This window comes from Streptomyces sp. NPDC019443 (assembly GCF_044389785.1).
Taxonomy (GTDB): domain Bacteria; phylum Actinomycetota; class Actinomycetes; order Streptomycetales; family Streptomycetaceae; genus Streptomyces.
The window spans coordinates 455,185-480,250 of the sequence record NZ_JBIRYJ010000001.1 but is presented as its reverse complement, the minus strand read 5'-3'; the positions used below and the strand labels follow the sequence as shown (position 1 = coordinate 480,250).

Annotated in this window: 24 protein-coding genes and 2 pseudogenes; 11 read left to right on the top strand and 15 right to left on the bottom strand. The window is 70.9% G+C overall.

Annotated elements, in window-relative coordinates; genetic code table 11:
• Positions 1–79: 79 nt before the first annotated feature.
• From ACH492_RS02145 to ACH492_RS02125, 5 genes are all read right to left on the bottom strand, one after another.
• Complete coding sequence (locus ACH492_RS02145; RefSeq protein ID WP_398981824.1) at positions 80–562, bottom strand: hypothetical protein; 483 nt, start codon at positions 560–562, stop codon at positions 80–82.
• Entirely contained in the window at positions 559–2,409 is a 1,851-nt protein-coding gene (locus tag ACH492_RS02140) for a glycoside hydrolase family 15 protein (protein ID WP_398981822.1), read from the bottom strand. Before ACH492_RS02140 ends, ACH492_RS02145 begins: the two co-directional genes overlap by 4 nt.
• A gap of 25 nt (positions 2,410–2,434) precedes the next feature.
• Positions 2,435–3,685 carry an NAD(P)/FAD-dependent oxidoreductase gene (locus tag ACH492_RS02135; RefSeq protein WP_398981820.1) on the bottom strand — a complete coding sequence of 417 codons (1,251 nt, stop codon included), beginning with the start codon at positions 3,683–3,685 and terminating at the stop codon, positions 2,435–2,437.
• 207 nt (positions 3,686–3,892) lie between these two features.
• Positions 3,893–5,008, bottom strand: a complete 1,116-nt coding sequence (gene tal, locus ACH492_RS02130; protein ID WP_398981818.1) for a transaldolase — start codon at positions 5,006–5,008, stop codon at positions 3,893–3,895.
• A gap of 316 nt (positions 5,009–5,324) precedes the next feature.
• Positions 5,325–5,759, bottom strand: a complete 435-nt coding sequence (locus ACH492_RS02125) for a hypothetical protein (protein WP_398981816.1) — start codon at positions 5,757–5,759, stop codon at positions 5,325–5,327.
• An 85-nt stretch (positions 5,760–5,844) separates the two neighbouring features.
• Here ACH492_RS02125 and ACH492_RS02120 point away from each other — a divergent pair, with 85 nt between their 5' ends.
• Positions 5,845–6,522, top strand: coding sequence for a helix-turn-helix transcriptional regulator (locus ACH492_RS02120; RefSeq protein WP_398983249.1), 678 nt, complete (start codon positions 5,845–5,847; stop codon positions 6,520–6,522).
• An 841-nt stretch (positions 6,523–7,363) separates the two neighbouring features.
• A pseudogene (locus ACH492_RS02115) lies at positions 7,364–8,035 on the top strand (transposase family protein); the annotation flags it as partial.
• 306 nt (positions 8,036–8,341) lie between these two features.
• On the opposite strand, the gene ACH492_RS02110 reads toward ACH492_RS02115, so the two are convergent.
• From ACH492_RS02110 to ACH492_RS02100, 3 genes are all read right to left on the bottom strand, one after another.
• Entirely contained in the window at positions 8,342–8,479 is a 138-nt protein-coding gene (locus ACH492_RS02110; protein WP_398981815.1) for a DUF6461 domain-containing protein, read from the bottom strand.
• A 531-nt stretch (positions 8,480–9,010) separates the two neighbouring features.
• Positions 9,011–9,352, bottom strand: a complete 342-nt coding sequence (locus ACH492_RS02105; protein WP_398981813.1) for a helix-turn-helix domain-containing protein — start codon at positions 9,350–9,352, stop codon at positions 9,011–9,013.
• Positions 9,353–9,493: 141 nt separating this feature from the next.
• Positions 9,494–9,634: a hypothetical protein gene (locus ACH492_RS02100; protein ID WP_398981811.1), complete on the bottom strand. Its 141-nt coding sequence runs from the start codon at positions 9,632–9,634 to the stop codon at positions 9,494–9,496.
• Between the two features lie 243 nt (positions 9,635–9,877).
• On the opposite strand from ACH492_RS02100, the gene ACH492_RS02095 reads away from it, so the two are divergent.
• From ACH492_RS02095 to ACH492_RS02065, 7 genes and pseudogenes are all read left to right on the top strand, one after another.
• Complete coding sequence (locus tag ACH492_RS02095) at positions 9,878–10,600, top strand: DUF2470 domain-containing protein (RefSeq protein WP_398981809.1); 723 nt, start codon at positions 9,878–9,880, stop codon at positions 10,598–10,600.
• A gap of 56 nt (positions 10,601–10,656) precedes the next feature.
• Positions 10,657–11,376, top strand: coding sequence for a siderophore-interacting protein (locus ACH492_RS02090; protein ID WP_398981807.1), 720 nt, complete (start codon positions 10,657–10,659; stop codon positions 11,374–11,376).
• A gap of 97 nt (positions 11,377–11,473) precedes the next feature.
• A complete protein-coding gene (locus tag ACH492_RS02085; protein ID WP_398981805.1) occupies positions 11,474–12,142 on the top strand; it encodes an isochorismatase family protein in 669 nt (222 codons plus the stop codon).
• A gap of 78 nt (positions 12,143–12,220) precedes the next feature.
• A complete protein-coding gene (gene argC, locus ACH492_RS02080; protein WP_398981803.1) occupies positions 12,221–13,258 on the top strand; it encodes an N-acetyl-gamma-glutamyl-phosphate reductase in 1,038 nt (345 codons plus the stop codon).
• Positions 13,255–13,584, top strand: a pseudogene (locus tag ACH492_RS02075) (bifunctional ornithine acetyltransferase/N-acetylglutamate synthase); the annotation flags it as partial. The gene argC and the pseudogene ACH492_RS02075, both read left to right, overlap by 4 nt.
• 164 nt (positions 13,585–13,748) lie before the next feature.
• Positions 13,749–14,606, top strand: coding sequence for an acetylglutamate kinase (gene argB / locus ACH492_RS02070; protein ID WP_398983247.1), 858 nt, complete (start codon positions 13,749–13,751; stop codon positions 14,604–14,606).
• 73 nt (positions 14,607–14,679) lie between these two features.
• Complete coding sequence (locus tag ACH492_RS02065; protein ID WP_398981801.1) at positions 14,680–14,847, top strand: hypothetical protein; 168 nt, start codon at positions 14,680–14,682, stop codon at positions 14,845–14,847.
• Between the two features lie 78 nt (positions 14,848–14,925).
• Here ACH492_RS02065 and ACH492_RS02060 read toward each other — a convergent pair whose 3' ends face one another.
• The 7 genes from ACH492_RS02060 to ACH492_RS02030 all read right to left on the bottom strand — a co-directional run bounded on the left by ACH492_RS02060 (position 14,926) and on the right by ACH492_RS02030 (position 21,099).
• Positions 14,926–15,459, bottom strand: coding sequence for a GNAT family N-acetyltransferase (locus ACH492_RS02060; RefSeq protein WP_398981799.1), 534 nt, complete (start codon positions 15,457–15,459; stop codon positions 14,926–14,928).
• Positions 15,460–15,573: 114 nt separating this feature from the next.
• Positions 15,574–15,837 carry a 4'-phosphopantetheinyl transferase superfamily protein gene (locus tag ACH492_RS02055; protein ID WP_398983245.1) on the bottom strand — a complete coding sequence of 88 codons (264 nt, stop codon included), beginning with the start codon at positions 15,835–15,837 and terminating at the stop codon, positions 15,574–15,576.
• Between the two features lie 358 nt (positions 15,838–16,195).
• Entirely contained in the window at positions 16,196–16,426 is a 231-nt protein-coding gene (locus ACH492_RS02050) for a hypothetical protein (RefSeq protein WP_398981797.1), read from the bottom strand.
• On the bottom strand, positions 16,423–18,003 hold the full coding sequence (locus ACH492_RS02045) for an amidohydrolase (RefSeq protein ID WP_398983243.1): 1,581 nt from the start codon (positions 18,001–18,003) through the stop codon (positions 16,423–16,425). Before ACH492_RS02045 ends, ACH492_RS02050 begins: the two co-directional genes overlap by 4 nt.
• Before the next feature lie 20 nt (positions 18,004–18,023).
• Positions 18,024–18,914 carry an ABC transporter ATP-binding protein gene (locus ACH492_RS02040; protein WP_398981796.1) on the bottom strand — a complete coding sequence of 297 codons (891 nt, stop codon included), beginning with the start codon at positions 18,912–18,914 and terminating at the stop codon, positions 18,024–18,026.
• On the bottom strand, positions 18,911–20,035 hold the full coding sequence (locus tag ACH492_RS02035; RefSeq protein WP_398981794.1) for a FecCD family ABC transporter permease: 1,125 nt from the start codon (positions 20,033–20,035) through the stop codon (positions 18,911–18,913). Before ACH492_RS02035 ends, ACH492_RS02040 begins: the two co-directional genes overlap by 4 nt.
• Positions 20,032–21,099, bottom strand: coding sequence for a FecCD family ABC transporter permease (locus tag ACH492_RS02030; protein WP_398981792.1), 1,068 nt, complete (start codon positions 21,097–21,099; stop codon positions 20,032–20,034). The genes ACH492_RS02035 and ACH492_RS02030 overlap by 4 nt, the downstream gene beginning before the upstream one ends.
• A 237-nt stretch (positions 21,100–21,336) precedes the next feature.
• Here ACH492_RS02030 and ACH492_RS02025 point away from each other — a divergent pair, with 237 nt between their 5' ends.
• Together ACH492_RS02025 and ACH492_RS02020 are read left to right on the top strand one after the other, a co-directional pair.
• Positions 21,337–23,049 (top strand): ABC transporter ATP-binding protein, encoded by a 1,713-nt coding sequence (locus ACH492_RS02025; RefSeq protein ID WP_398981790.1) that lies wholly within the window; start codon positions 21,337–21,339, stop codon positions 23,047–23,049.
• Positions 23,046–24,872 carry an ABC transporter ATP-binding protein gene (locus tag ACH492_RS02020; protein ID WP_398981788.1) on the top strand — a complete coding sequence of 609 codons (1,827 nt, stop codon included), beginning with the start codon at positions 23,046–23,048 and terminating at the stop codon, positions 24,870–24,872. The genes ACH492_RS02025 and ACH492_RS02020 overlap by 4 nt, the downstream gene beginning before the upstream one ends.
• Positions 24,873–25,066: the final 194 nt, after the last annotated feature.

Genomic DNA, 25,066 nt, shown 5'->3' with positions numbered 1-25,066 from the left:
CTTTCCACGCTACCCGGCTCGCGTCGTGCCCGCCGCAACCGCGCGGCAAGCCCCTGCACGGTGCTGGCCGGGGAGGCGTTCAGCCTGGCCACGTGAGGAATCCTCCGATGATGGTGCCGTAGGCGAGGTGTGCGGCGAGGGTGACGGTGGGCGTGCCGGGGCCGTAGTTGAGCATGAGGAAGCCGGGTGGTTCGAGCAGCGCGACGTGGGGGGCGCTGGTTTCGGGCGTGCCCATGCGGGGGTGGATGAGAGGCAGCAGGATGTTGACCAGGGCGGTGACGGCGAATAGGCCGTGGACGAGGCCGAAGAGACATCCCAGCCACCAGCTGCTGTAGCCGATGGCGGCGAAGACCGCGTAGTAGATCAGGGCGAAGATCTGGCCGTTGATGAAGTGTGCGCCGTAGCCGTATGCCTTGGCGCGGGTGCGGTTGCTGGTGAAGGCGGTGCCGAGCAGGAAGGGCAGGTCGATGCGGGTGAGCTTGAGGGCGTTGGCTGCGCGCAGGCCCGTGGTCAGGACCAGGGTGCCGGCGAACCCGCCCGCCAGAGCGGCCCAGATGGTCATCGTGTGGCCTCCCCGATGGCGCAGGCGGCGCTGATCAGGGCCAGGTGGGACAGGCCCTGGGGCAGGTTGCCGAGGAAATCGCCGGTGGTGGGGTCGATCTCCTCGCTGTAGAGGCCCACGTCGTTGGCGAGAGCCACGAGCTGGTCCATGAGGGACACGGCTTGGTCTGTGCGACCGCACCGGGCGAGGGCTTCGACAAGCCAGAAGGAGCAGGCGAGGAAGGCGCCCTCGCCGCCGGGGACGCCGTCGGCGCCTAGGTAGCGGGCGACGTAGGGGCCGTCCTGCAGGGTCTGCTGGATGGCGGCGACGGTTGCGTGCATGCGGGGGTCGTTGGGCGGCAGGTAGCCGTGGAGCAGACCGAGGAGGACTCCGGCGTCCATGTCGTCGCTGTCGGCGGAGCGTACGTAGCTGTTGCGGTGCGGGCTGAAGCAGCAGGTGTCGACGAAGTCGGCGATGGCCTGTCGTTCGCGCCGCCACCGGGGCGCGTGGCGGTCGGGGATGAGGTGGCGGGCGGCGAGGTCGAGGGCGCGGTCAAGGGTGATCCAGCACATCATCTTGGACTGGGTGAAGTGCTGGAGTGTGCTGCGGACCTCCCAGATGCCCGCGTCCGGCTGCTGCCATGTGGTGCAGATGAAGTCGGCGGTCTGAGCCAGTCGGCGGGCGATGTCGGCGTCGAGTCGGTGGCCTGCTGTGGCGTGGAGCCAGGCGGTCTGCAGCAGTTCCCCGTAGGTGTCGAGCTGAAGCTGGCCGGCGGCAGCGTTGCCGAGCCGCACGGGCGCCGAGCCTCGGTAGCCGGACAGGGGCAGGACCTGCTCGGGTGCGCGCGTGCCGCCGTTGAGGCGGTACAGCACATTCAGGCGTGGGTGGGTGAGCTGGGAGGCGTGCATCAGCCACCAGAAGTAGCTGGTGGCCTCCGGCGCGCATCCCAGCTGCAGGAAGGCGTCCAGGGTGAAGGCGGAGTCCCTAATCCAGCTGAAGCGGTAGTCCCAGTTTCTCTCCCCGCCCACCTCCTCGGGCAGGGAGGTGGTCGCGGCCGCGGCGACCGCGCCCGAGGGGGCGAACACCAGCAGTTTGAGGGCGAGGGCGCTGCGCATGACCGCCTCGCGCCATGGTCCGGTATAGGTGCGGTCCGCGCACCATTGGCGCCAGGTGGCAGTGGTGTGGTCCAGGCGCGCCTCGCACTCTGTCCGGGTGGGCAGGACCAGCGGTTCCTGGTGCGCGTACGCCAGCGCGATGACGGCCTGGGTACCGGCCTCGCTCCGGAACCCGGATGCGACGGCATTACCGGTGAGCTGCGGCTGTCCCGCGTTCCAGGCGCAGACCGCGACGGCATCAGGTCCAAAGGTGGCCACCGGGACGCCGGCACGGTGGGTCAGGTGCGGTGCGCGAGTGCCGTAACTGAAGCGCGGCTGGACGCTCCAGCGCATGGGGACGCTGCCGGCGAGGCCCTCGATCCCCCGGACCAGTTCCCGTCCGGGCGCCAGGGAAGTGGCGTCCGGGAGGGTCAGCGCATCGGTCAGCCGGACCGTGCCGTGCCCGGTGGTGAACGTCGTCTCCAGCACGTTGGTGCCGGGCAGGTAGCGGCGGCTTGCGGTGTACGGCACGTCGGGCTGGAGAAGGAACCGGCCGCCGCGGACGGGGTCGAGCACGGCGGCGAACAGGCTGGGCGAGTCCAAGTCCGGCCAGGCCAGCCAGTCCACCGAGCCGTCGCGGGCGATGAGCGCGGCGCAGCGCCCGTCACCGATCACCGCGTAGTCCCGCAGCTGCGCATACCCCTTCTTCCGCACCGGCTGCGCCGCATCCGCGGCCTGGGATGAACGGCCGGATGCGGGAGGCGTGGCTGTCACCTTCACACCACCTTCTGGCGGGCTGTCACCCAGCCGAGTCGGGGCGGTCGAGAAGGACGCTCAGTGGGACGTCGGGGTCAGCGAGCCCCGTCGCGTCGACCGGGCGCCCGGAGGTCACCAGGGCCCGGATCGGGTCAGTGACGTCCCAGACGTTGACGTTCATACCGGCCAGTACCCGGCCCTCGGCGAGCCAGAACGCGATGAACTCGCGGGTGTCCCTCCGGCTACGGAAGACCACCTGGTCGTAGCCACCGGGCTCCACGTAGCCGGTGTACTCCATGCCCAGGTCGTACTGGTCGGTGAAGAAGTACGGCACACGGTCGTAGGCCACGTCCTGGCCGAGCATCGCCTTGGCCGCGACTTGAGGCTGGTTGACGGCGTTGGCCCAGTGCTCGACACGGATGTGCTTGCCGAGCAGCGGGTGAAAGGCGTTGGCGACGTCGCCTGCGGCGTAGATGTCCGGGTGCGAGGTGCGCAGGTGGGCGTCGACACGGATGCCGTTGTCGACCTCCAGGCCGGCAGCGTCGGCGAGCTGGGTATTGGGGGTGATGCCGACCCCGACGATGACCGCATCGGCATTAATGCGGCTGCCGTCGGCCAGCAGCACACCGTTCGCCCGGCCTCCGTCCGCCGAGATCTCGGCGACCTGGACACCGAAGCGCAGGTCCACCCCGTGATCGGTGTGCAGGTCGGCGAAGATCTGGGAGACCTCACGGCCCAGCACGCGCAGCAGCGGCAGCTCCGCCATCTCCAGCACGGTGACCTCCACGCCGGCCGCGCGGGCGGCCGCCGCGGTCTCCAGACCGATCCAGCCGGCGCCGATCACCACCATGCGGGAAGCCGACTCGAACGATCTTTTGATGCGGTCGCTGTCGGCGAGCCGGCGCAGGTAGAGCACTCCGTCGAGGTCGGCTCCGGGCACGGTCAGGCGACGCGGCGCGGAGCCGGTGGTCAGGAGCAGCTTCCCGTAGCTGATGCGGCTGCCGTCAGCGAGCGTCACCTCGTGTCCGGCCGGGTCGATCGCGGTTGCGGTGGTGCCCAGGCGCAGGTCGACGTCGTGCTCGGCGTACCACTGGGGAGGATGGACGTAGACGGTGTCGCGCTCGTCCTTGCCCAGCAGATAGCCCTTCGACAGCGGCGGGCGTTCGTAGGGGCGCTCGTTTTCCTCTCCGAGCAGCACGATCGGGCCGTCGAAGCCCTCGTCGCGGAGGGTCTGTGCCGCCTTCGCACCGGCCAGGCTGGCTCCGACGATCACGAATGCTGTGTTCGCGGCCATGTTCTCTCCTCTGCTGCGTTGACTCGGCCCGCACGCGGATGGCGATCCGCTCCCCGCCAGGCGTCGCCCGTGGCCAGGCCATCGTCGTCGATAGCCCTGCCCTCTCAGCGGTTGATTTGTTCCCCGGTGTGTCTGCCGACCGGTCGTCGCCGGAGACAGTGGTGCTGGGACCGTTCGCCGGCGGCCGACGGCTGGCGGTCGGCTGCGTCAGGCGGCGCTGCGCCTGGTGTGCAGTTCGGCCTCCAGTTGCTCGAACAGCTCGTTGCCCGAGGCAGCGAACTTGGCGATGCCCTCGTCCTCCAGCACACGCACCACGTCGTCGTAGGACACTCCGACCGTCTCCAGGCCCTCCAGTACCTGCTGGGATGACGCGTAGGTGCCGTGGATGGCGTCGCCCTGGATGCGGCCGTGGTTGTCGACCGCGCGCAGGGTCTGCTCCGGCATGGTGTTGACCACCCCGGGCGCCACCAGTTCATCGACGTAGCGGGTGTCGGCGTAGGCGGGGTCCTTCACCCCGGTGGAGGCCCACAACGGGCGCTGGGGGCGCATTCCGGCCGCGGCCAGAGCCTGCCACTCCTCGGATGCGGTGGCCTGCTCGGAGTGCTGGTAGGCCAGGCGTGCGTTGGCGATCGCGGCCTGTCCGCGCAGGGCCAACGCCTCGGGCGTGCCGATCTTGTCCAGTCTGCTGTCGACCTCGGTGTCCACCCGGCTGACGAAGAAGGAGGCCACCGATGCGATGGACGCCAGATCACGCCCCGCCGCATGGGCCTTACCCATGCCGTCCAGGAAGGCGCGGAGCACCTGGTCGTAGCGATGGAGCGAGAAGATCAGCGTCACGTTGACGCTGATGCCTTCGGCGAGCGCGGTGCTGATCGCCTCCAGGCTGGGCTCGGTGGCGGGGATCTTCACGAACAGGTTCGGCCGGTCCACCAGCCACCACAGGGCCCGTGCCTCGGCGATCGTCGCCGCCGTGTCGTGAGCGACGCGCGGGTCCACCTCGAGCGATACCCGTCCGTCCACCCCGTCGCTGGCCTCGTACACAGGTCGCAGTACGTCGCAAGCCCAGCGAACGTCGAACGCCGTCAGCAGCCTGACGGCTTCCTCCACTCGCACCCCACGCCGGGCCAGATCACCGACCTGCTCGTCGTAGTGGACACCCGAACGGATCGCCCTGGCGAAGATCGTCGGATTGCTGGTAATGCCCACCACGTGCTGGTCACGCACCAAGTCGGCCAGCCCGCCACCGGCGAGCCGCTCCCGGCTCAGATCATCGAGCCAGACCGCTACGCCTTCAGCGGCTAGCCGGTCCAGGTTCTCACTCATGATCTTCTCCCTTGCGTCGTCGTGGGATGCCGTCTAGAGGTGTCGCCTGGATCCTCTGCGGGCCGGGGCGCAGACCTCCTTCGCACACACCCCGGTGGCAGGGCCGGGCACGCTCGCTCCGCCGACTGCGGCGCGTAGTTCCACACAACACCGTCCCGGGCGAGGGGCCGGGCCGCTCCGGCGCGATGCGCCCGGAGGGGGCCGCCGGTGCTCCGCAGTTCGGTGGAGGCAGCGGCATAGCCGTCGGGCCTCGGGTCGGGCGGGTGGATCCGTGAGGCTCCACCCGCCGGGTGGATTCAGTGCGCTCCGCGCCTGTTCACCGCTGCCGCTTGGCGTGGTAGCGCTGGGCGAGCCGAGCAAGCGCGACGGCACCGAGGAGCAGTCCGAAGTCGCGCAGCGCGACATCGTAGTGGCCCGGGACGGTCAGCAGGTTGACGATGATGCCCGCCAGCCAGCCGGCGACGAGCCAGCCCCCGAAGCGCGGAGCCAGCGCCACGGCGATGCCGGCCACGATCTCGATCGCCCCCACCGCGTACATGGCCGCCTGGGCGCTGCCCGGGGCGATGTCGTCGATCCACGGCGCGAGGTAGGTGGGCCAGTCCACGAGCAGGTTGGCGAACTTGTCCAGCCCGAACAGGATCGGGGCCACCGTGAATCCGGTACGCAGGATCACGAACGCCTGGTAGCCGGGATCGGTGAGCATCGCCCGCCGCGGGGCTGCGGAGGTGGTGCTGGTGGTTGCGGAGGACATGACCCTCTCCTTCTATCGACAATGTTAATTAACAATAGAAGAACCCCGCTTCGCTCTTTAGTCAATGGCTGTGGGTTTTACACTGGTGTTCGTGGATGCCCCCAAGGAAGTACGCGACCCCGACGTCTCCGCCATCGCCGCCCTCGACGAGCCCACCCGCAGGAGGCTGTACGACCACGTGGTGCGCCAGCCGAGCCCCGTCAGCCGCGACGAGGCGGCCGCCGCCCTCGGCCTGGCCCGACAGACCGCCGCGTTCCACCTGGACCGGCTCGCAGACGAAGCACTGCTCGACGTCGTCTACGAGCGCCGCAGCGGACGCTCCGGACCGGGCGCGGGAAGGCCGGCCAAGCTCTACCGCCGCTCGGCGAAACAGGTCGCCGTCAACCTGCCGGACCGCCGCTACGAGCTGGCCGGACGGCTGCTCGCCCAAGCCGTGGAGGAATCCGACGCGACCGGTAAGCCGGTGCGGGACGTGCTGCACCGCAAGGCCGAAGAACTCGGCACACAACTGGGCGGGCAGAACAAGACGGAGGTCTTCGACCTTCTGGAGCGGTACGGCTTCGAGCCACGCTGCGAGGGCGATGCCATCGTTCTGGCCAACTGCCCCTTCCACGCGCTGGCCCGGGAGCACACCGAGACAGTGTGCGGCATGAACCTCCACCTGCTGCGCGGTGTCCTCAATGGCCTGGACGAGGCCGGACTCGAGGCACGCCTCGCGCCCAGCCCGGGGCGATGCTGCGTCCGACTGCAGCCAGCCGCCTGACCAGTTCGGAGCCCGCTGGAACGGGGGGCGCCGCGAACGAACGAGACCAACCGGCATGTAGCTGTGAAGCACAGACGGTGGGTTCGGAACCGTCGTCCTCGGCGAGTGCCTAGTCGGTGGCCACCGAAGGGTGCTCGCCCTTGTTGTTGCCGGACGGGACAACGAGCTTGCGCGCGTTCTCGGGTATGGGGACTCTCTGGATGCGTAGGCGCGGGCGTAGGCGGCCAAGAGGCTGACCGCTGCGAAGGCGAGACCCTCGGTTGCATGCCCTGGGGCCTGCCGAACCCCGCGGCCCCGACGTCACGTTCGTGTGAGCCACAGTCATCGTCGGGGTCGCTCCCTGACAGCAAACGCTCGCGCTGGACCCCGCTGGCTACGAACCCGCGCCCGACGAGCACTAATGCAGCTAGTGTGCGCTTTCTCACATGGCCGGACGGAGAAAGCATCACGATGGGACTGCTGCAACGGGACACCACACGAGCGGCTTTCCGCGGCGTAATGCAACACGACCTGCGGGGGACACAGTTTCTGCGGGAACGAACCACGTCCGCGAACTGCACTGCTCACCACAGGCGTTCGCCCTGGTCATGAGCACTGGGGCGAGCGGAGGGTCCCTCTCAGCTCTGCCGGCTTTGGATCGCCCACAGTCAAGACCTGCGGCGCGAACTGGGCGACGCCCCGGCCGAGAACATGCTGCGCGAGGCGCACCAGGTGCTGCCCACACTGAGCGTTTTCAGAGTGGCCACCGACGGAGTGACGGACTCGGTGTGCGCAACGCACGAGGCACCCGTGCCGTTGAGGGAGGTGTTCGAAGTCTCAACTCATCAGTGCAGGTGCCTCGTTGGTTTCGTATCCCGCCGCACTTGACCTGCCCCATGCGCTGGTCGAGTGGGTCACCATGCTCATCGTCACCCGCGAGGGTGACCGCCGCTGCAAACTTCCACCGCACCAACGGGCGCTGATCGGTCTGGTGTACCTGCGCAAGCACGACACCCTGGCTCAGATCGCCGCCGGCTTCGGTATAGCGGTAGGCACCGCCCACGCCTACACCGCCGCGGTGATCAGCCTGCTCGCAGACCGGGCGCCCGGTCTGCTCAAGGTTCTGCGCGAGCACGATCCGGACTACGTTCTGCTCGACGGGCCGTGTCGGCGACGGCAGGGCCGACTACTCCGCCAAACACCGTCGCCACGGAGTGAACGTGCAGGTCGTGACCGATCCGACCGGGCAGGTGCTGTGGATCTCGCCGGCCTTGCCGGGACGGTGCCACGACCTGACCGCCGCCCGCACCCACCGGATCATCCGGATCTGCGAACACCAGGGCGTCCCCGTCCTCGCCGACCGCGCCTACCAAGGCGCCGGACCGTGGGTGACCACCTGGCGCAGACGACCGCCCGGCGGTGAACTGTCCCCGACACAACGGACGATCAACCGGGCACTGGCAACATCCCGGGCACCAGTCGAACGCGGCATGGCACGGCTGAAGTCCGGCGAATCTTCCGAAGGTCCCGGATATACGGGCGCTCGGAAGTCCGCGCCCTCTTCATCTCCGCATCCGGCTTCACCGGGTCAGCCATCGCAGAAAGCGAACGCGCACTGGAACCAGCGAGTGATCGTCCTGGGCGAACTCCGGGAACTCGTTCTCCTGCTCGAACAGCAAGGTGACATTGCGACATGGCTACGCGAAAAGGTCCGTTTCGCGCAGCTCGAACGTCGCCCTCTCGCCCTGCTGGGCTCCGACTTCTGAGCACGCCACACGCACCATCAGGCTGCCCACTCGTCCCAGGACATGGCCTCGCGCCAGGTCCTCCTGTCGGTCGATCAGCGCATCCGCTCCCTGACAGGCCCCTGGAGGTCTGCCGCCATCACCCGCAACACGTCCCCATGTGTGGCCCCTTGCACCAAGGTCAGCGTATAGCCGACCTCCAGCGCATAACGGAGCAGCGGGAAGGCTCGCACCCAGGCCTAGTCATGTGCCGTAGCTGAAGGCCTGCAGCGCATTGCCCGGTGCCACTGACACCGCCAGGCGGCCACTCCGGAAAGACCACCAGGCCAGCCCCGGCTCAGCACGCAACAGAACCCCCGGCTGATGCGCGCCAGCTGGAGTTCTGCATGGCCCGTTCTGTCACACGCGAGTCACGAACACCACTGACGCACCCGGACCACAAGGAACCCGCCTACGCAAACAGCCTCGTTTCGGACCACGTGGACGCCAGAAGACGGTTCTGCCTACCTGCGCCATGTAGTGCCGAGGGAGGGTCCCAAGATCAGGACAGGTGCGTCTTCTGGCCCGTCAAGGCGATATTGCAGGGTCTTAGTCGTCGTCTCACTCACCCGCTCACGCTCCCATATCTCACAATTCCTCAAGGGAGGGGGTCGGGACACTCGCCAGTCGCGGCATCCCCCCTTGCGCAAGCCATCCTCGATTCCGGGCGGCGCGGCGGCACACTGACGCTCCCGAGGTACGGCGACCGGTCCTCGACACGCACGCTACCCGGAGCTCCCGTGGGCGGTCACGGCTGAGTGTCGCGGAAGGTTCCGGGGGGTCTGGCCCGTCGCGCGGGCGAAGAACTTGCTGAAGTTGGTGGGCTCCGTAAAGCCGAGGCGGTGGCTGATGGAGGCGGCGGACAGATCGGTGTGGGCCAGCAGGGGCTTGGCTTCCAGAGTGACACTGGCGTCGTTGAGCTGCTTCGCGGTGTGACCGGTGGCCTGCCGGCAGACGCGGTTGAGGGTCCTGAGGGAGTAGCCGAGCCGGGTGGCGTAGTCGTGGGCCTGGTGCTGCACGGCGAAGGCGCGCTCCAGCTCGTACTGGTGGAGGCGGTACGGCTCCATGGCGGCAGGGCCTGCGGCCCCGCCGGGCGCAGGGAGGCGTGCGATCCGCAGCAGGACTCCGGCCAGTCTGACGCAGCAGTTCCTTGGTGATCTCGTCCGTGTCCTGGTCCGACGGGGCGGCGTACTCGGTGGCGAGGTCTGTCAGCGCGCGGCCGGTCCGGAGGGGTCATCAGTCACCTGGACGGTGAGGCGGAGGCGGGGCGGGTAGTCCGGGGTGAAAAGGACGATCGTGCCGTCCAGCTCCGCGGGGCCGCCGTCCGGCGTCGTGGGCAGGCGCTGCACCTGACCGGGTCGGACGTGCGTCAGCGTCCCGCGCTATGGGCGGATCAGTGACGCTCCGACGGTACAGCGTCAGCCCGCCACCTCTAGCACTGTTGCGCTCGAGCCGCCACCACCGAGCGCATGGCGGTATGGACGCACAGACAGATGAAAGTTAGGTTAGCCTTACCTCAATCGAAGGGGCCTGATTTCGCGCCGCCCCGACCGGAGCCGCCCCGATCCGACCCCGTCCCGCGAGGAGTTACCTTGAGCGCCGCCACCGACATCGCCCTGCCCGAGCAGACCGCGGCGGAGCACGTCCGCTCCGTACTGGCCCGGGCGGTCTCCCTGTCGCTCACCACGGACGGGCAGCACTACGACCTGATCGGCATGCACTCCGTGGGCGGCAAGGGGCGGATCACTCTCCGCCCTCAGGCGGACAGCCCGCTGACCGCCCAGGTCGCCACCGCGCCGCGTGGCAGCCTCGCCGCCCTGCTGGAGTTCACCGACATCGCACCGACGCCGCTCCGTGACCGCGTGCGAGCCAGGGTGACGATCTCCGGCCGGCTCGCCCCGGCGGGGGCGAAGGACGGCGACGCGCTGCGTCTTGATCTGGCGCGCGTGACGCTGCGGACCTCGGCGGGAACCCAGGACGTCGGTCTTGACGAGTTCGCACTCGCCGAACCCGACCCGCTCGCCGTCGAGGAAGCCGCGATGCTGACCCACCTCGCCGACGCCCACGAGGACATGGTGGTGAACCTGGTCGTCCTCGCCGGGTCACGGCTGCCGCACGGCGTCGTACGGACCATGCCGCTCGCTGTGGACCGGCACAGCATCACCCTGCGCTGCGAGTACCACGAAGGCCACTGCGATCTGCGCCTCCTGTTCCCGGCCACGGCCCGGGACGCGGCCGAGGCCGGAGAGCAGGTCCGGCAGCTCCTCACGACGCCCCGATGCGCGCACCACCGGCACCCTTCCGCGCGGCCCTGACTCGCCACTCGCGACACCGAATCGGAAGATCTCCACACGCGGCCAGGGGGCAGACCATGGGACACGGCTGGCAGGGCGTCGCCCTGAAACTCATGCGCGGCAAGGACTTCACGTTCACCGTGCGCTCGAACGAACGGATCTCCGAGCACCTCCACCGGCTGACGTTCACCGACGGAGGCATGCTGAGCGCCACGGGGACGCACCCGACGATGTGGGTGCGACTCTGGTTCGAGGATGACGGACGTCCGCACCAGCGGGCATACACCCTTGTGGACCCTGACCCCGCCGCCGGCACGTTCAGCATGGAGTTCGTCCTGCACCCGGGACGGGCGAGCGACTGGGCGCGCGCCGCCGAGGTGGGCGACACGATCGAGGCCACCGTCCAAGGCACCGGGTTCACCGTGCCGGACCCCCTGCCGTCGCAGCTTCTCGTCGTCGGCGATCCGGCATCGCGGCCCGCCATCAACTCCCTCCTGGAGTCGATGCCGTTGACCCCGGCCACCATCTGGTTCGAGAGCTCGGACCCCTCGGACGCGGACGGCATCCCGCATCAGGACACCGCCGGCCGTCGAGTCGTCCGCGTCCCCCGGCGCGACGGAGGAGCCGAGCTGGTCGAGACCGTGCGATCGAGCCTGCCGGCACATCTGGACGCCAACTCCTACGTGTGGATCGCCTGCGACACGGCGACCACCCGAGCGCTCGCGGCGTTCGCGTGCAAGCAACTCGACGTACCCAAGGAGCGGTTGTACGCGCTCGGGTACTGGCGAGCCTCATGACTGAGCCACCATGGGCGCGACTTAGGTTAGGCTAAGCTAAGCGGCAATCGAGGGGTGGGGCGCTGGTCGCGCACGTCATTCAGGGGAGGAAATCACCATGGGCCTGCCGGCCGTCGACTCCTACCCCATGCCCAGCCGCGCCGCCCTCCCCCGCTCCTGCGCCTCCTGGACCATCGACCCCGGTCGCGCCGCGCTCCTGGTCCATGACATGCAGAACCACTTCGTGAAGGCGTTCCCAGCCGGGCAGTCCCCGGTCGTGGAACTCGTCGACAACATCGCGGCCCTGCGCGAACTCGCCGGGGCTCTCGGCATGCCGGTCGTCTTCAGCGCCGAGCCGGCCGCCCAGCGGCCCGGCCAGCGCGGCCTCGTCGCCGACGTCTGTGGCCCCGGCATAGGCGACGAACCCGACGCGGCCGCGATCGTCGCTCCGCTCACGCCCCGCCCGGGCGAGCATCTGCTCGCCAATGTGCGCCAGAACGCCTTCCTCCGCAGCCACCTCGGGAGACTGCTGCGTTCGGAGGGTCGCGACCAGCTGATCGTCTGCGGGGTGTACGCCCACCTCGGCGTCCTCCTGACGGCCGCGGACGCCTTCATGAACGACATTCAGCCCTTCGTCGTCGCCGACGCCGTGGCGGACTTCTCCCCCGAGGAACACGCCATGGCCCTGCGATGGGCCGCCCGCAGCGGTGTGGTGTGCACGACCGAGGCCCTGTTGCGCGACCTCCTGCTCAACAGGACGCCGCGAGAGGTTCGCCGGGACGCGTGACCGAGTCCCCGTGGCGGCAACCCTGCGGCGCCCCCCTGTGGCGGCAGCCCTCACACGTACCGAGAGAGACGGAAGAACATGACCGTAAGGGTCGCGGTGGCCGGTGCCAGCGGCTACGCGGGCGGGGAGATCCTCCGCCTGCTGGTGTCGCATCCCGGCGTGGAGATCGGCGCGGTGACCGCGCACAGCAGCGCGGGCCGGTCGCTCGGATCCGTACAGCCACAGCTGACCGCGCTCGCGGACCGAGTCCTCGACGAGACTTCGGCGGCTGTCCTGCGCGGTCACGACGTGGTCTTCCTGGCCTTGCCGCACGGGCAGTCTGCCGCGTTCGCAGGGGAGTTGGACCCGGGCACGCTGATCGTGGACTGCGGCGCGGACTTCCGGCTGCGCGACCCGGCGGCCTGGGAACGCTTCTACGGCTCCGCCCACGCCGGGACCTGGCCCTATGGACTCCCGGAACTTACTGGCGCCCGGGACGAGTTGAAGGGTGCTCTGCGGATCGCCGTACCCGGCTGCTACCCCACGGCGGTCACGCTCGCGCTGTTCCCCGCCTACGCGGCCCGGCTGGTGGAGCCGGAGGCCGTGATCGTCGCGGCCAGCGGGACGTCGGGCGCCGGACGGGCGCTCAAGCCGCAGCTGCTCGGCGCCGAGGTGATGGGCTCCATGAGCCCGTACGGAGTCGGGGGCGGCCACCGGCACACACCCGAGCTGACGCAGAACCTCTCCCGGGTGGCGGGCGAACACGTCACGGTCTCCTTCACCCCGACGCTGGCTCCCATGCCCCGAGGCATCCTCGCCACCTGCTCGGCCCGCCTCCGCCCGGACGCGGCCGCGGCCGGGCAGGAAGCGGTGCGCGCGGCGTACGAAGCCGCGTACGCCGACGAGCCGTTCGTACGGTTGCTGCCGCCCGGCCAGTGGCCTTCGACGGCCGCCGTACTCGGCTCCAACACCGCGCAGGTGCAGATCACCGTGGACCCGGACGCCGGCCGACTGATCTGTGTGAGCGCCATCGACAACCTGACGAAGGGCACCGCGGGTGGCGCGGTGCAGAGCATGAATGTCGCCCTCGGCCTGCCGGAACGGCTGGGCCTGCCCACGAATGGAGTGGCTCCGTGAGTGTGACCGCTGCCCGTGGATTCCTTGCGAGCGGTGTGGCCGCCGGCATCAAGGAATCCGCTGATCGCGATCTGGCTCTGGTGGTGAACCGGGGGCCGTCGCGCGCCGCCGCCGGTGTCTTCACCTCCAACCGCGTGCAGGCCGCGCCCGTACGCTGGTCCCGACGCGCCTTGGCCGACGGCCGGATATCGGCCGCCGTCCTCAACTCCGGTGGCGCCAACGCCTGTACGGGACAGGCGGGTGCCGTCGACGCGCTGCTGATGGCCGAGCACACGGCACGGGCGGTGGACGTGGACCCGCACGAGGTCGCGGTGTGCTCCACCGGCGCGTACAGCTCATGAGCACACCCGGGACGACGCGAATGACGACACAGCTGGGGACGCTCCCACTCGGGCGGTCCGACGCCACCGACGAGCTGACGGCCGCCGACCTGCCCTGGCTGGAGGAGCTCCAGGGCCGGACGGTCGTCGTCAAGTTCGGCGGCAACGCCATGGTGGACCCCGCACTCCACCGGACGTTCGCCCAGGACGTCGTAGAGCTGTGGCACGCGGGCCTGCGCCCGGTCGTCGTACACGGCGGCGGACCGCAGATCAGCGCAATGCTCGACCGCCTCGACCTGGAGGTCCGCTTCGAGGCGGGCCTGCGGGTGACCACGCCGGAGACCATGGACGTGGTCCGCATGGTGCTGACCGGTCAGGTCCAGCGGGAACTCGTCGGCGCCCTCAACGCCCATGGCCCCTTCGCCGTGGGCATGTCGGGCGAGGACGCGCACACCATGACGGCCGTACGGCGCCCCGCGTGGGTGGACGGCCGGTCCGTGGACATCGGTCTCGTCGGCGAGGTCGTGGCCGTGGAACCCGGCACCGTTCACACACTGCTCGAGGAGGGCCGCATCCCCGTGGTCTCACCCATCGCGCGGGGTGCGGAAGGGGAGGTCTACAACGTCAACGCCGATCTCGCGGCGTCCGCACTGGCCGTGGCTCTCGGCGCGGAACGGCTGGTGGTGCTGACGGACGTCGAGGGGCTGTACGCGGACTGGCCGCGCAGCACCGAGGTGATCGACCGCCTGACGGCCGGTGAACTGGACGCGCTGCTGCCAGGACTCGCAAGCGGCATGCTTCCGAAGATGGAGGGCTGTCTGCGGGCGGTACGAGCCGGTGTCAGCAAGGCCCAGGTCCTCGACGGCCGGGTGCCGCACGCGCTGCTGCGTGGCGTCTTCGCCGAGGACGGTCCGGGCACGACCGTGGTTCCGGACCCGGACCCGGACCCGGACCCGGACCCGGACCCGGACCCGGAGCCGGAGCCGGAGCCGGAGCCCGAGGCCGAGACCCAGGGGGACCGCGCGTGACCGCCGACGCCAGCGCGAGAGCGCTCACGGACCGCTGGCGCGCGGTCATGATGTGGGCCTCCTCCTGGGCGTCGTGCTCACCGAACCGAGCGCCGCCCTCGTCCAACGAGCGGCGCAGGATGCCGGATTCCTCGTCAACGCGGTGGGCCCTGCCACCGTTCGGCTGGCTCCGGCCCTGACTGTGACGGACCATCAGGTCGACGAGCCGGTGAGGGCGCTACCGGAGATCCTCGACGCCTGAGGCTCGGGACGCAGCCATCCCGCCAGGACGGGCCCGGAGCCGTATCGGCTCTCGGGCCCGTCCTTCGCGTTCCTTGCCTCACAGGGCGCGGGACAAAACGCGTGCGTTGCGCCGGGGATCCAAGGACTGCGCCCAGGCTGTCGGCGCCAGGCTCGGGCAGGCCGGTGCGAAGCCGTGCCGGAGGAAGAGCCGACCGCCGCCGGTCGTCGCCGTGAACAGGGTTCGCAGCGAGCGGCTCCGCGCCCTCGCCAGCGCGGCGTACAGGAGCCGGGCCCCCATGCCGCACCCCTGCCGGTGCCCGGCGACGCAGAAGTTGTAGAGGACTCCGGTGGCGGGCCGGCCGGCCGGCGTGTCGGCAGGGTGGACACTCAGCCCGAGGCATCCTTCGAGGGTTCCGTCGGGGGCCTCGGCGACGAGGAAGTCGCGCGCCTGGGAGGCGTACTGAGCCATCGGACGCTCACGCAGAGCCCCCGAGCGCACGAACGGCCGGGAGAGGGCGGCGAGCGCGGCAGCGTCGTCGGGACGCGCGGGCCGAACGGAGAACGTGGGGAAGCCGGGCGAGTCGAGCGCGCGGGGCGACAGCGTGGCAGGGCGCGGCGTGGCCGTAATCAAGGCTTTCCTTCCTCGGGTCCACCGTGCGCGAAGGGGCGTTGGATCGCCGCGTAACCCCGGTGAAACACTCAGGCTAAGGTTAGCCTCACCTAAGTGAATGGCCAAGTCGACTCATCACGGGCGCTCTCCGTACGGGTCGCACAGCCCGCCGCGTAGCCCGGAAAGGCCTGCACGTCCGTGACCGACCAACCAGGAACGGCCGCGGGAAGGCCCCCCCGTACCCACGTACGTGACGGACGGATCTTCGCCGAGTCCGATGCCGACTCCCTTGAGGTACGCCTCCTTTCGGGCCCAGCAGCGCCCGACAGCGGCGGGACGGGCCGACGGCGGCAGCGCCGCCGGCTCGGCGCGCTCGGTGCCGTGCAGCAGCTCCCCCACTTCCGCGGCCACCTCCTGGAGTGGGGCGGTACGGGCAGGGCGCCGGCCACGACCGGGCGGCCGTGCGGCTCGCCGCACCCAGGACACGGCTCACGTTCGAGACGCACCTCCGCCGGGTCCGACTCCAGGTACGCGCCGAGCAGTTGCCGGAGCGCCACATGGGCGACCCGGTACCGGTTTCGGTCGGCGGTCCGTAGGAGGCCCCGGTATCGGGTCCGCTCACCGTCGTCGAGCACCGTGTACAGCGAGTCCGCCCGCATCGCGTACTCGCTCACACGCACGGCCCACAGCCTGGGTCCGTGCCCGCCGGGCCAGGCCGTCGGCAGCGGGTCCGTACTCAGGCGCGCCGGAGTCGTCCCTATCCGCATGGCCGGCCGGGGTAGTCGTCGCTCTCCGGTGCCCCGGCCCCGCGCATCCGGCGCAGGACCTCCTCCAGGGCCGCGTCGTCCACGGCGACCGGGATGTTGAACTCCCGGTCGAAGACGAGGACTTCGTCCTCACTCGCATGCCAGATGACCCAGCGTGGCGGCGTCGCGGGGGCCTGCCACAGGGCGGAGTGATGGTCCGGGAGGTCCGTTCGCTCGCTCACAGCTTCTGGCCCTCCGTCGCCTCGCGTCCGTCCACGAACGTCGCCACGACCTCGATGTCACCGATCCGGGAGGGATCGACGCTCCGCGGGTCGTCGCCCAGCACGACGAGGTCGGCGCGCTTGCCCGGGCTGAGGCTGCCCGCGCTGTCGTCCCATCGGCAGGCGTACGCGCCGGCGACCGTGTAGGCACGCAGGGCCTCGTCGACGGTGATGCCCTCGTCCGGGCCGATCAACCGGCCCGAGGTGGAGGCACGCTCGACCATGAACTGGACGGCCCGCAGCGGAGATCCGTCGGTGACGGGGCGGTCCGAGCTGCCGACGAGCGTGACGCCGTGGTCGAGGAAGCCTCGGCCCCGGTACATCCACGGCGCTCGGTGCGGGCCCATGATCGTCGCGTAGTCGTCGCCGAAGTAACGCAGGAAGTTGGGCTGGATCACGGCGCTGAGCCCGAGCCGGGAGAAGCGCGGGAGCTGGTCGGGCCGGATCAGCCCGGCGTGCTCGATGCGGTGGCGCGCGTCCGGCCGGGGCCGCAGCGCCTGTGCCCGCTCCAGGGCGTCCAGAGCGAGGTCCGCGGCCCGGTCGCCGATGGCGTGGACGGCGAGCTGCCATCCGGCGAGATGCCCGTCCATGATGAGCGAGGTGAGGCGCTCCGGGTCGTCCTGGAGCTGGCCGGTATGGGTCATACCCTCGTACGGGGCCGTGAGCGCGGCCGTACGCGCCATCATGCCGCCGTCGGTGTAGATCTTGAGCGCGCCGACGGACAGCCAGTCGTCGCCGAACCCGGTGCGCAGGCCGAGGTCCAGCCCGCGGGGAATGCCGTCCCGCTCGTGCGCACCGAGCGGCCGGAGGGTGTCGGCCCCCGGCATGAGCTGGACCCGCAGGGGCAGTCGGCCCTGGTCCCGGAGGAGTTGGTAGGCGCCGAGCTCGACGGGGCTGTGGCCGAGCAGGCCGCCGCCGATGCCCGCCTCGGCGCAGGCCGTGATGCCTTCGGCGAGGCAGACGCGGCCGGCGTACTCGATCGCGTCGGCGAGCTCCTGCTGCGCGTACGGAAGGCGCAGCCGTCGTACGGCGCCCATCGCGCTCTCCACGAGGAGGCCGTCCTCGTGGGGGACGTCGGCCGGGAGCAGGTCGAGGACGGCGCTGTTGACCACGCAGGCGTGGCCGGAGGCATGCATCAGGAAGACCCGGCGGCCGTAGCTGACCCGGTCCAGTTCGGCCGCGGTCAGATGGCGTCCGAGGGCACGCTGGTCGTATCCGCCGATGTGCACCCACGCACCGGGCGCGCACTCGCGGGAGACCGCCTCCTCCACGACGGCGAGGGCATCCTCGACACGCTCGCAGCCGGCGACGCTCGGCGAGCCGGCCTTCAGACCCGTCCACGCCAGGTGGACGTGGCTGTCGATGAACCCGGGCAGCACGGTGGCGCCCTGAAGGTCGATGACCTCGCGTGCCGGCAGGGAGGTCACGGCCTCGTCCAGGCCCACGATCCGGCCCCGCCAGATACCCAGGTCGTGGGCGACCGGGTGATCCGGATCCATGGTGAGGATGCGCGCGTTCGTCAGCCTCGTGCACAGCATCATGGGCAGTCCATCCGTCCCTAGGAGGTTTCAGCGAGCACGGCGGCGGCTTCGGTGCCCTGCGTGTCGCGCGCGCCGGCCTCCGCCTCGTACCGCTTGGGCGCGGCGGGCACCATCAGCGGGGTGCCGGTCTCGGGGTCGTCGATGATCCGGCAGGGCAGTCCGAACACGTCCTCGACGAGCTCGGCGGTCATGACGGTCGCCGGGTCGCCCTCGGCCGCGACCGTGCCGCCGGCCCGCATCACAATGAGGTGGGTGGCGTAGCGGCACGCCTGGTTGAGGTCGTGCAGGACCGCCACGACCGTGTGGCCTTTGCGTGCGTGCAGGTCGGCGCACAGGTCGAGCACCTCGACCTGGTGGGCGATGTCCAGGAACGTGGTGGGCTCGTCGAGCAGCAGGATGGAGGTCTGCTGGGCCAGGACCATGGAGAGCCAGACGCGCTGGCGCTGGCCGCCGGAGAGGTCGTCCACGGGCCGGTCGGCGAGTTCGAGTACGCCGGTCTGCCGCATCGCCTCGGTCACGGCCGCCTCGTCCTCGGTGGACCACTGCTTCAGCATCCGCTGGTGCGGGTAGCGGCCGCGCGCCACGAGGTCGCCGACAGTGATGCCGCCGGGCGCGTTGGACGACTGCGGAAGCAGCCCGAGCCGGCGGGCGACTTCGCGGGAGCGGTACGAGGAGATGGCCTCACCGTCGAGGTAGACCTGGCCCGACTTCGGCCTGAGCATCCGTGAGAGCGCCTTGAGCAGGGTGGACTTGCCGCAGGCGTTCGGCCCGATGATCACGGTGAAGGAGTGGTCGGGGATGTCCACGCCGAGGGAGGTGGCCACCGTCCGCTGGTCGTAGGACAGCGTGAGGTCCTCGGCGCGCAGCCGGGGCGTAGGGGCGTTCGCTCGGGCGTTCGCTTGTGTCATGCGCGGCTCTTTCGCGACTCGGTGATCAGCAGCCAGATGAGGTACAGCCCGCCGATGGTCCCGGTCGCCGTGCCCACAGGGAGGAGCGCGGGCGCGAAGACGCGCTGCACGACGAGGTCGCTCAGGGCGAGCAGGACGGCACCCATGAGGGCGGACGGCAGGAGAGTGGGGCCGGACGACCGGGTCAGCCTGCGGGCCAGTTGGGGAGCGGCCAGGGCGATGAACACGATCGGGCCGGTCACCGCGGTGGCGAAGGCGGCCAGGGCCACGCTGATGACGAGCAGGGCCGCCCGGGTCCGGGTCACGTTGACGCCGAGGGCGGTCGCGATGCCGTCGCCCATCTCCACCATGGAGAGGCGGCGGGCGAGGAAGAAGGCGAGCGGGAGCAGGACGACGACAGCGAGGCCGATGGTGTTCGCGTGGATCCACAGGCGGTTGCCCAGGCTGCCGATCAGCCATGCCTGGGCCTCCAGCGCCTCCTGCCAGCTTGCCCGGGTGATCAGGTACGAGTTGACGGCGAGGAGCAGGGCGCTGACGCCGATGCCGACCACGACCAGCCGGAAGCCCTGCAGACCCCGGCCCACCATGAGGAGGGAGACGGCCGCGGCGGTGGCGAGGCCGCCTACGAGCGCGCCGAGGGCGATCTGGGTCATGCTGCCGTTCAGGACGACGATGACGGCCAGGGCGCCGGTGGCCGAGCCGTTGGTGAAGCCGATGATGTCGGGGCTGCCCAGCGCGTTGCCGGTCAGGCTCTGCAGGATGGCGCCGCTGACGGCCAGGGCGGCGCCGACGCACAGGGCGGTCAGCAGCCGGGGCATGCGCAGGGTGTTGACGATGAAGTCGGCGGCTCCGGAGTCGTTGCCGAAAAGCGCCTGGAGGACCTCGCCGACGGAGAGTTCGAAGTCGCCGGTGGTCAGGGTGATGCCCATGACCAGGACGAGCACGGCGCCCAGGACGGCCGTGACGGCCAGGGCGCGGCCCTGGACCCGCAGGGAGAGGCCGCCCTTCCGGGTGCGGACGACCAGCCCGGTGACGACCCGGGGCGTCGCTCGGCCCTTGAGGGGCGCAGGGTTCGGGCGCGGGTCGAGGGTGGATGCCTCTGACTCCCGTACGGCACTCACAGCATGACCAGCTTTCGGCGACGGCACAGCGCGATGAACAGCGGCGCTCCGAGGAACGCGGTGACGATGCCGACCTGGACCTCACCCGGGGAGCCCAGGACCCGTCCGAGAACGTCGGCACCGATCAGCAGAACAGGTGCGAACAGCATCGAGTACGCCAGCACCCATCGCTGGTCGGGTCCCACCACGAACCGGGCGACGTGCGGGACGACCAGACCCACGAAACCGATCGGGCCGGCCGCGGCCGTCGCCGCACCGCACAGGAGCATCACGGCGACGGCACCGAGCACCCGGGTCCGGCCGACGTTCACGCCCAGGGCTCGTCCCATCTGGTCGCCCATGGCCAGGGCGTTCAGGGATGGGGCCAGGCCGAGTGCGAGGAGCAGACCCACGGCGACGAACGGCAGGGCGATGAGGACGATGTCCATGTTCCGGCCCGCCAGGGATCCGACCGTCCAGAACCGGAACTGGTCGAAAGCGCGCGGGTTGAGCAGCAGTACCGCGGAGTTGAAGGCGAAGAGCACCGCCGTCACCGCCGCTCCGGCGACGACGAGTCGGTCGGGCGTGGCCAGAGTCCGCCCCGAGGAGCCCAGGACGTAGACGAGTACCGACGCCACCGCCGCACCGAGGAACGCGAACCACACATAGCCCAGGGCCGTACCCACACCGAAGAAGGCGATGGCCACGACGACTCCGGTGGACGCACCGAGGCTCACGCCGAGCAGCCCCGGATCGGCCAGCGGGTTCCGGGTCAGCGACTGCATGAGCGCGCCGGACAGCCCGAGGGCCACGCCGACGAGCAGCGCGAGGAGGGTCCTGGGGATCCGGTACTCATGGATGATGACCGAGGTCTCCGAGCCGTCGGGCTGCCGCAGCACGCTCCAGGTGGAGGTGAACGGGATACCCCGGGTGCCCATCCACACGCTGAGCAGCCCGACGAGAACCAGGGCTGCCAGGGTCACGAGCAGGCCAAGCGCGCGGAGTGCGGACACGGACCGACGGGGCCCCGGCACGGCCGCGCCGCCTGCCCCGCTCCCGGGTGCCGCCTGGGTTTCAACCGACAACGACAACTCCCCCTGGCGGCGACTCGCGTGCGAGACAACACATGTGATGCAACAACAGACAGTTACTTAGGTGAGGCTAACCGAATCCACTCGACAGGGTCAACGCGTCGACTCCACTGACGAGGCCGACGAGGCCGACGATCACGGGTGAGCCAGGTACGGCCGCCGACGACCTTGGCAACTCGCCTGATTAGAGTAGCCTTACCTAACTAATCATTGTCTTCGCGGAGGTACCGCATGCCCGTGGGGGGACCGAACGAGGGGGGTCCGACGGGGGGCCTCGTCCTCCGGAGAACGATCAGGGGTCAGCGCCGACGGGTCGTCAGGGCGTCCGTCCTCGGCATGGCCCACCAGGCGTGCGAGGCCCTTGTCCCCGTCGTGATCGGCGTCATCATCGACAGGGCCGTGTCCACCGGCTCCTCCGCCGCTCTGCTGCGCTGGCTGCTCGTCCTCGCCGTCCTCTTCCTCGTTCTGTCCACGTGTTACCGGACGGCCGCGAGGATCACCGACGGGGCGGGCGAACACGCCGCGCACGGGCTCCGCGTCGACCTCGGCACCAGGGTGCTCGACCCCCGTGGCGGAGCCGACGCCGGACGGCTGCCCGGCGCGCTCACGACCGTCGCCACCGCTGACGCGACGCGCGTCGGAGCGGTCGCGGCCGCCGTGCCGTACGCGATATCGGCGCTCACCGGGCTGGTCGTCAGCGCGGTGGCGCTGCTCCGCGTCTCGGTGCCGCTCGGCCTGCTCATCCTGCTCGGCGTCCCGCCCCTGCTGTGGCTCGGCCACCGGATCAGCCGCCCCCTCGAAGAGCGCAGCGAGATCGAGCAGGAGCGTGCCGCGCACGCCTCCGGCGTCGCCGCCGACCTCGTCGCGGGCCTGCGGGTGCTGAAGGGCATCGGGGCGGAGGCCGCCGCTGTTTCCCGGTACCGGCGCACGAGCCAGGAGTCCCTGGCAGCGGCGCTGCGGGCCGCCCGCAGCCGGGCCTGGCACGACGGCGCGATCCTCGCCCTCACCGGCGTCTTCATCGCGGTCATCGGCCTCGCCGGCGCGCATCTGGCCATGCGCGGCTCGATCAGCGTGGGCGAACTGGTGGCGGCCGTCGGACTCGCCCAGTACCTCCTCGGCCCCTTCCAGCTCCTCACGTACGTCAACGGCGAGTTGGCGCTCGGCCGCGCCTCCGCCGACCGGATCGCCGAGGTACTCGCCTCGCCGCCCGCCGTCGCGACCGGACGGACCACGCTTGCCGATCCCGTCGCCGGACGAGTCCGGCTGCGCGGGCTCGGACACGGCGCCCTGCGCAGCGTCGACCTCGACGTCGCCGCCGGCTCCGTCCTCGGCGTCGTCGCGAAGGACCCGGCGGCGGCGCACGACCTGCTGCTCTGCCTGGGCCGGGAACTCGACCCCGCCGAAGGGGCCGTCGAACTCGACGGCGTACCGCTGACCGAGCTGGACCCGGAGAGCGCCCGCCGCGCGATCCTCGTCGCCCACCACTACGCCGACCTGTTCGAGAGCAGTCTCCTCGACAACGTACGGGCGGGGTCCAACGCCCGGGAAGCCGACCTCGCGCCCGCCCTGGCCGCGGCCGCCGCCGACGACGTCGCGCGGGCGCTCCCCCAGGGCGCGGCCACCGTCCTCGCCGAGCGCGGCCGGTCCCTGTCCGGCGGTCAGCGCCAGCGGGTGGCCCTGGCCCGGGCGCTCGCCGCCGACCCCCCGGTGCTCGTCGTCCACGACCCGACGACCGCGGTCGACACGGTCACCGAGTCACGTATCGCGGCCCGCCTGCGGGAGCTTCGGGACGGCCGTACGACGATCCTGGTCACCACCAGCCCCGCGCTGCTCGCCGCGACCGACCGCGTGGTGCTGCTCGACGACGGCGCCGTGGCCGCCGACGGCCTCCATCCGGAACTCGTCGCCTCCCATGCGGCGTACCGCGCGGCGGTGCTGGCATGACTGTGAACGACGAAGGACGCGAGATGACCGAACCCCGTACGGCAGACCGCGGCGAAAGCGGGGATCGCGAGCTGCTGCCCACCGCGACCGGCGCACAGACGTTCGCCGCCGTCCGGGAGCTGCTGCGGCACCATCGGCTCCTGGCCGTGCTCGCGGTCACCGTGCTCGTCGCCGGCACGGGCATCGGCCTGCTGACCGCCCCGCTGCTCGGACGCATCGTCGACCTCGTCGCCGCGCAGCGCGGCGCCGGCTCGCTGACCGTACCGATGGTGCTGCTCCTGGCGGTGGCCGTGGCCCGGGGCGTGGCGACCGCGATAGGCCACTCCCTCGTCGCCCGCCTCGGCGAGACCGTCCTCGCGGACCTGCGCGAGCGATTCGTCGGACGGGCGCTGCGCCTGCCCCTGGAACGTGTCGAGCAGGCCGGTTCTGGCGACCTGACCTCCCGGGTGACCGGCGACGTCACCATCATCGCGAAGGCGGTACGCCAGGCCCTGCCCGAGTTCGCCGCGGCCCTCCTCACCATCGCGCTGACGCTTGTCGGACTCGCCGTACTGGACTGGCGCTTCCTGCTCGCCGTCCTGCTGGCCGTACCGGTGCACGTCCTGACGGTCCGCTGGTACATCCCGCGCGCGGCGTCGGTGTACGCCAGGCACCGGGTGGCGAGCGGCGCGCTGCAGCACCAGCTCCTCGACAGCGTCGGCGGCGTCCGCACCGTACGCGCGTTCCGGCTCACCAGCAGCCACGCGCAGGCCCTGGAGCGGCGGTCCGGGGAGGCCGTCGACCTCGCGCTGCGCGGTATCCGGCTGGTCTCCGGCTTCTTCTCCCGTCTCAACGCCGGAGAGTTCATCGGACTGACCGGGGTACTGGTGACGGGCTTCTTCCTGGTCGACAACGGCTCGGTGAGCATCGGTACGGCGACTGCGGCCGCCCTCTACTTCCACAGCCTCTTCAATCCGATCAACGCCGCGCTCTTCCTCATCGACGACGCGCAGTCGGCCGGCGCGAGCCTCGCCCGCCTGGTGGGGGTGTCGAACCTGCCAGCCGAGCCCGAGCCCGAACCGGACACCGAGGAGAAGCCGGTGGACGGCTCGGTCAAGGTCTCCGCGCTCAGCCATGCGTACGTCGACGGCCACCCGGTCCTGAGCGACGTGGACCTGGAGGTCCGCAGCGGCGAACGGGTCGCCCTGGTGGGCGCGAGCGGCGCCGGGAAGACCACCCTGGCGAAGCTGGTCGCGGGCGTCCACGAGGCGTCCGGCGGTTCGATCGTCCTCGGCGGGGTCGAGGCCCGCGAGCTGGGCCCGGCCGGTGTCCGGCGCGCCGTGACGCTGATCAGCCAGGAGGTCCATGTGTTCGCCGGGCCACTGGCCGAGGATCTGCGGCTGGCGCGCCCGGAGGCCACGGACGAGGAACTGCGCGCGGCGCTGGCCCAGGTGGAAGCCCTGGACTGGGTCGAGGCGCTCCCCGAAGGTCTCGCGACGGTGGTCGGTGAGGGCGGGCACCGCCTCACGGTGACCCAGGCACAGCACCTGGCCCTGGCCCGCCTCGTCCTGGCGGACCCACCGATCGCCATCCTGGACGAGGCGACCGCCGACGCCGGAAGCGCCGGTGCCCGCGTCCTGGAGACGGCCGCCATCCGCGCCTTGGAAGGCCGTACGGGCCTGATGGTGGCGCACCGCCTTCCCCAGGCCGCCTCCGCCGACCGCGTCGTCGTACTCGACCAGGGCCACGTGGCCGAGACCGGCACGCACGACGAACTGGTCGCGGCGGACGGCCTCTACTCCGCTCTCTGGTCTGCCTGGTCCGACAGCCGCCGGGAGGCGTGAGCCGCGCCTGGGCGTGCCCCTCCGGGCCGAGAGTCGGACACCGGAAAAGGATGCGTCACCGCCCGGCGGCGGACGCGAAGGTGCGCCGGGTCCGGGAGTTCCAGCGGGGTGCGGTACGGCTGCACATCCCGGCGGGGTGTACCGGGCGACCGATGCCGGAAGCAAGCGCCGGCCGAAGACCGAGAGGCGCTGGA

Bases quoted from the DNA above. Each gene is read 5' to 3' on its own strand.
- ACH492_RS02025 (WP_398981790.1), top strand. From the start codon at position 21,337: ATGCCCGTGGGGGGACCGAACGAGGGGGGTCCGACGGGGGGCCTCGTC.
- ACH492_RS02090 (WP_398981807.1), top strand. From the start codon at position 10,657: ATGGGACACGGCTGGCAGGGCGTCGCCCTGAAACTCATGCGCGGCAAG.
- ACH492_RS02105 (WP_398981813.1), bottom strand. From the start codon at position 9,352: ATGGAGCCGTACCGCCTCCACCAGTACGAGCTGGAGCGCGCCTTCGCC.
- ACH492_RS02020 (WP_398981788.1), top strand. From the start codon at position 23,046: ATGACTGTGAACGACGAAGGACGCGAGATGACCGAACCCCGTACGGCA.
- ACH492_RS02085 (WP_398981805.1), top strand. From the start codon at position 11,474: ATGGGCCTGCCGGCCGTCGACTCCTACCCCATGCCCAGCCGCGCCGCC.
- tal (WP_398981818.1), bottom strand. From the start codon at position 5,008: ATGAGTGAGAACCTGGACCGGCTAGCCGCTGAAGGCGTAGCGGTCTGG.
- ACH492_RS02145 (WP_398981824.1), bottom strand. From the start codon at position 562: ATGACCATCTGGGCCGCTCTGGCGGGCGGGTTCGCCGGCACCCTGGTC.
- ACH492_RS02040 (WP_398981796.1), bottom strand. From the start codon at position 18,914: ATGACACAAGCGAACGCCCGAGCGAACGCCCCTACGCCCCGGCTGCGC.
- argC (WP_398981803.1), top strand. From the start codon at position 12,221: ATGACCGTAAGGGTCGCGGTGGCCGGTGCCAGCGGCTACGCGGGCGGG.
- ACH492_RS02135 (WP_398981820.1), bottom strand. From the start codon at position 3,685: ATGGCCGCGAACACAGCATTCGTGATCGTCGGAGCCAGCCTGGCCGGT.
- ACH492_RS02045 (WP_398983243.1), bottom strand. From the start codon at position 18,003: ATGCTGTGCACGAGGCTGACGAACGCGCGCATCCTCACCATGGATCCG.
- ACH492_RS02125 (WP_398981816.1), bottom strand. From the start codon at position 5,759: ATGTCCTCCGCAACCACCAGCACCACCTCCGCAGCCCCGCGGCGGGCG.
- argB (WP_398983247.1), top strand. From the start codon at position 13,749: ATGGTGGACCCCGCACTCCACCGGACGTTCGCCCAGGACGTCGTAGAG.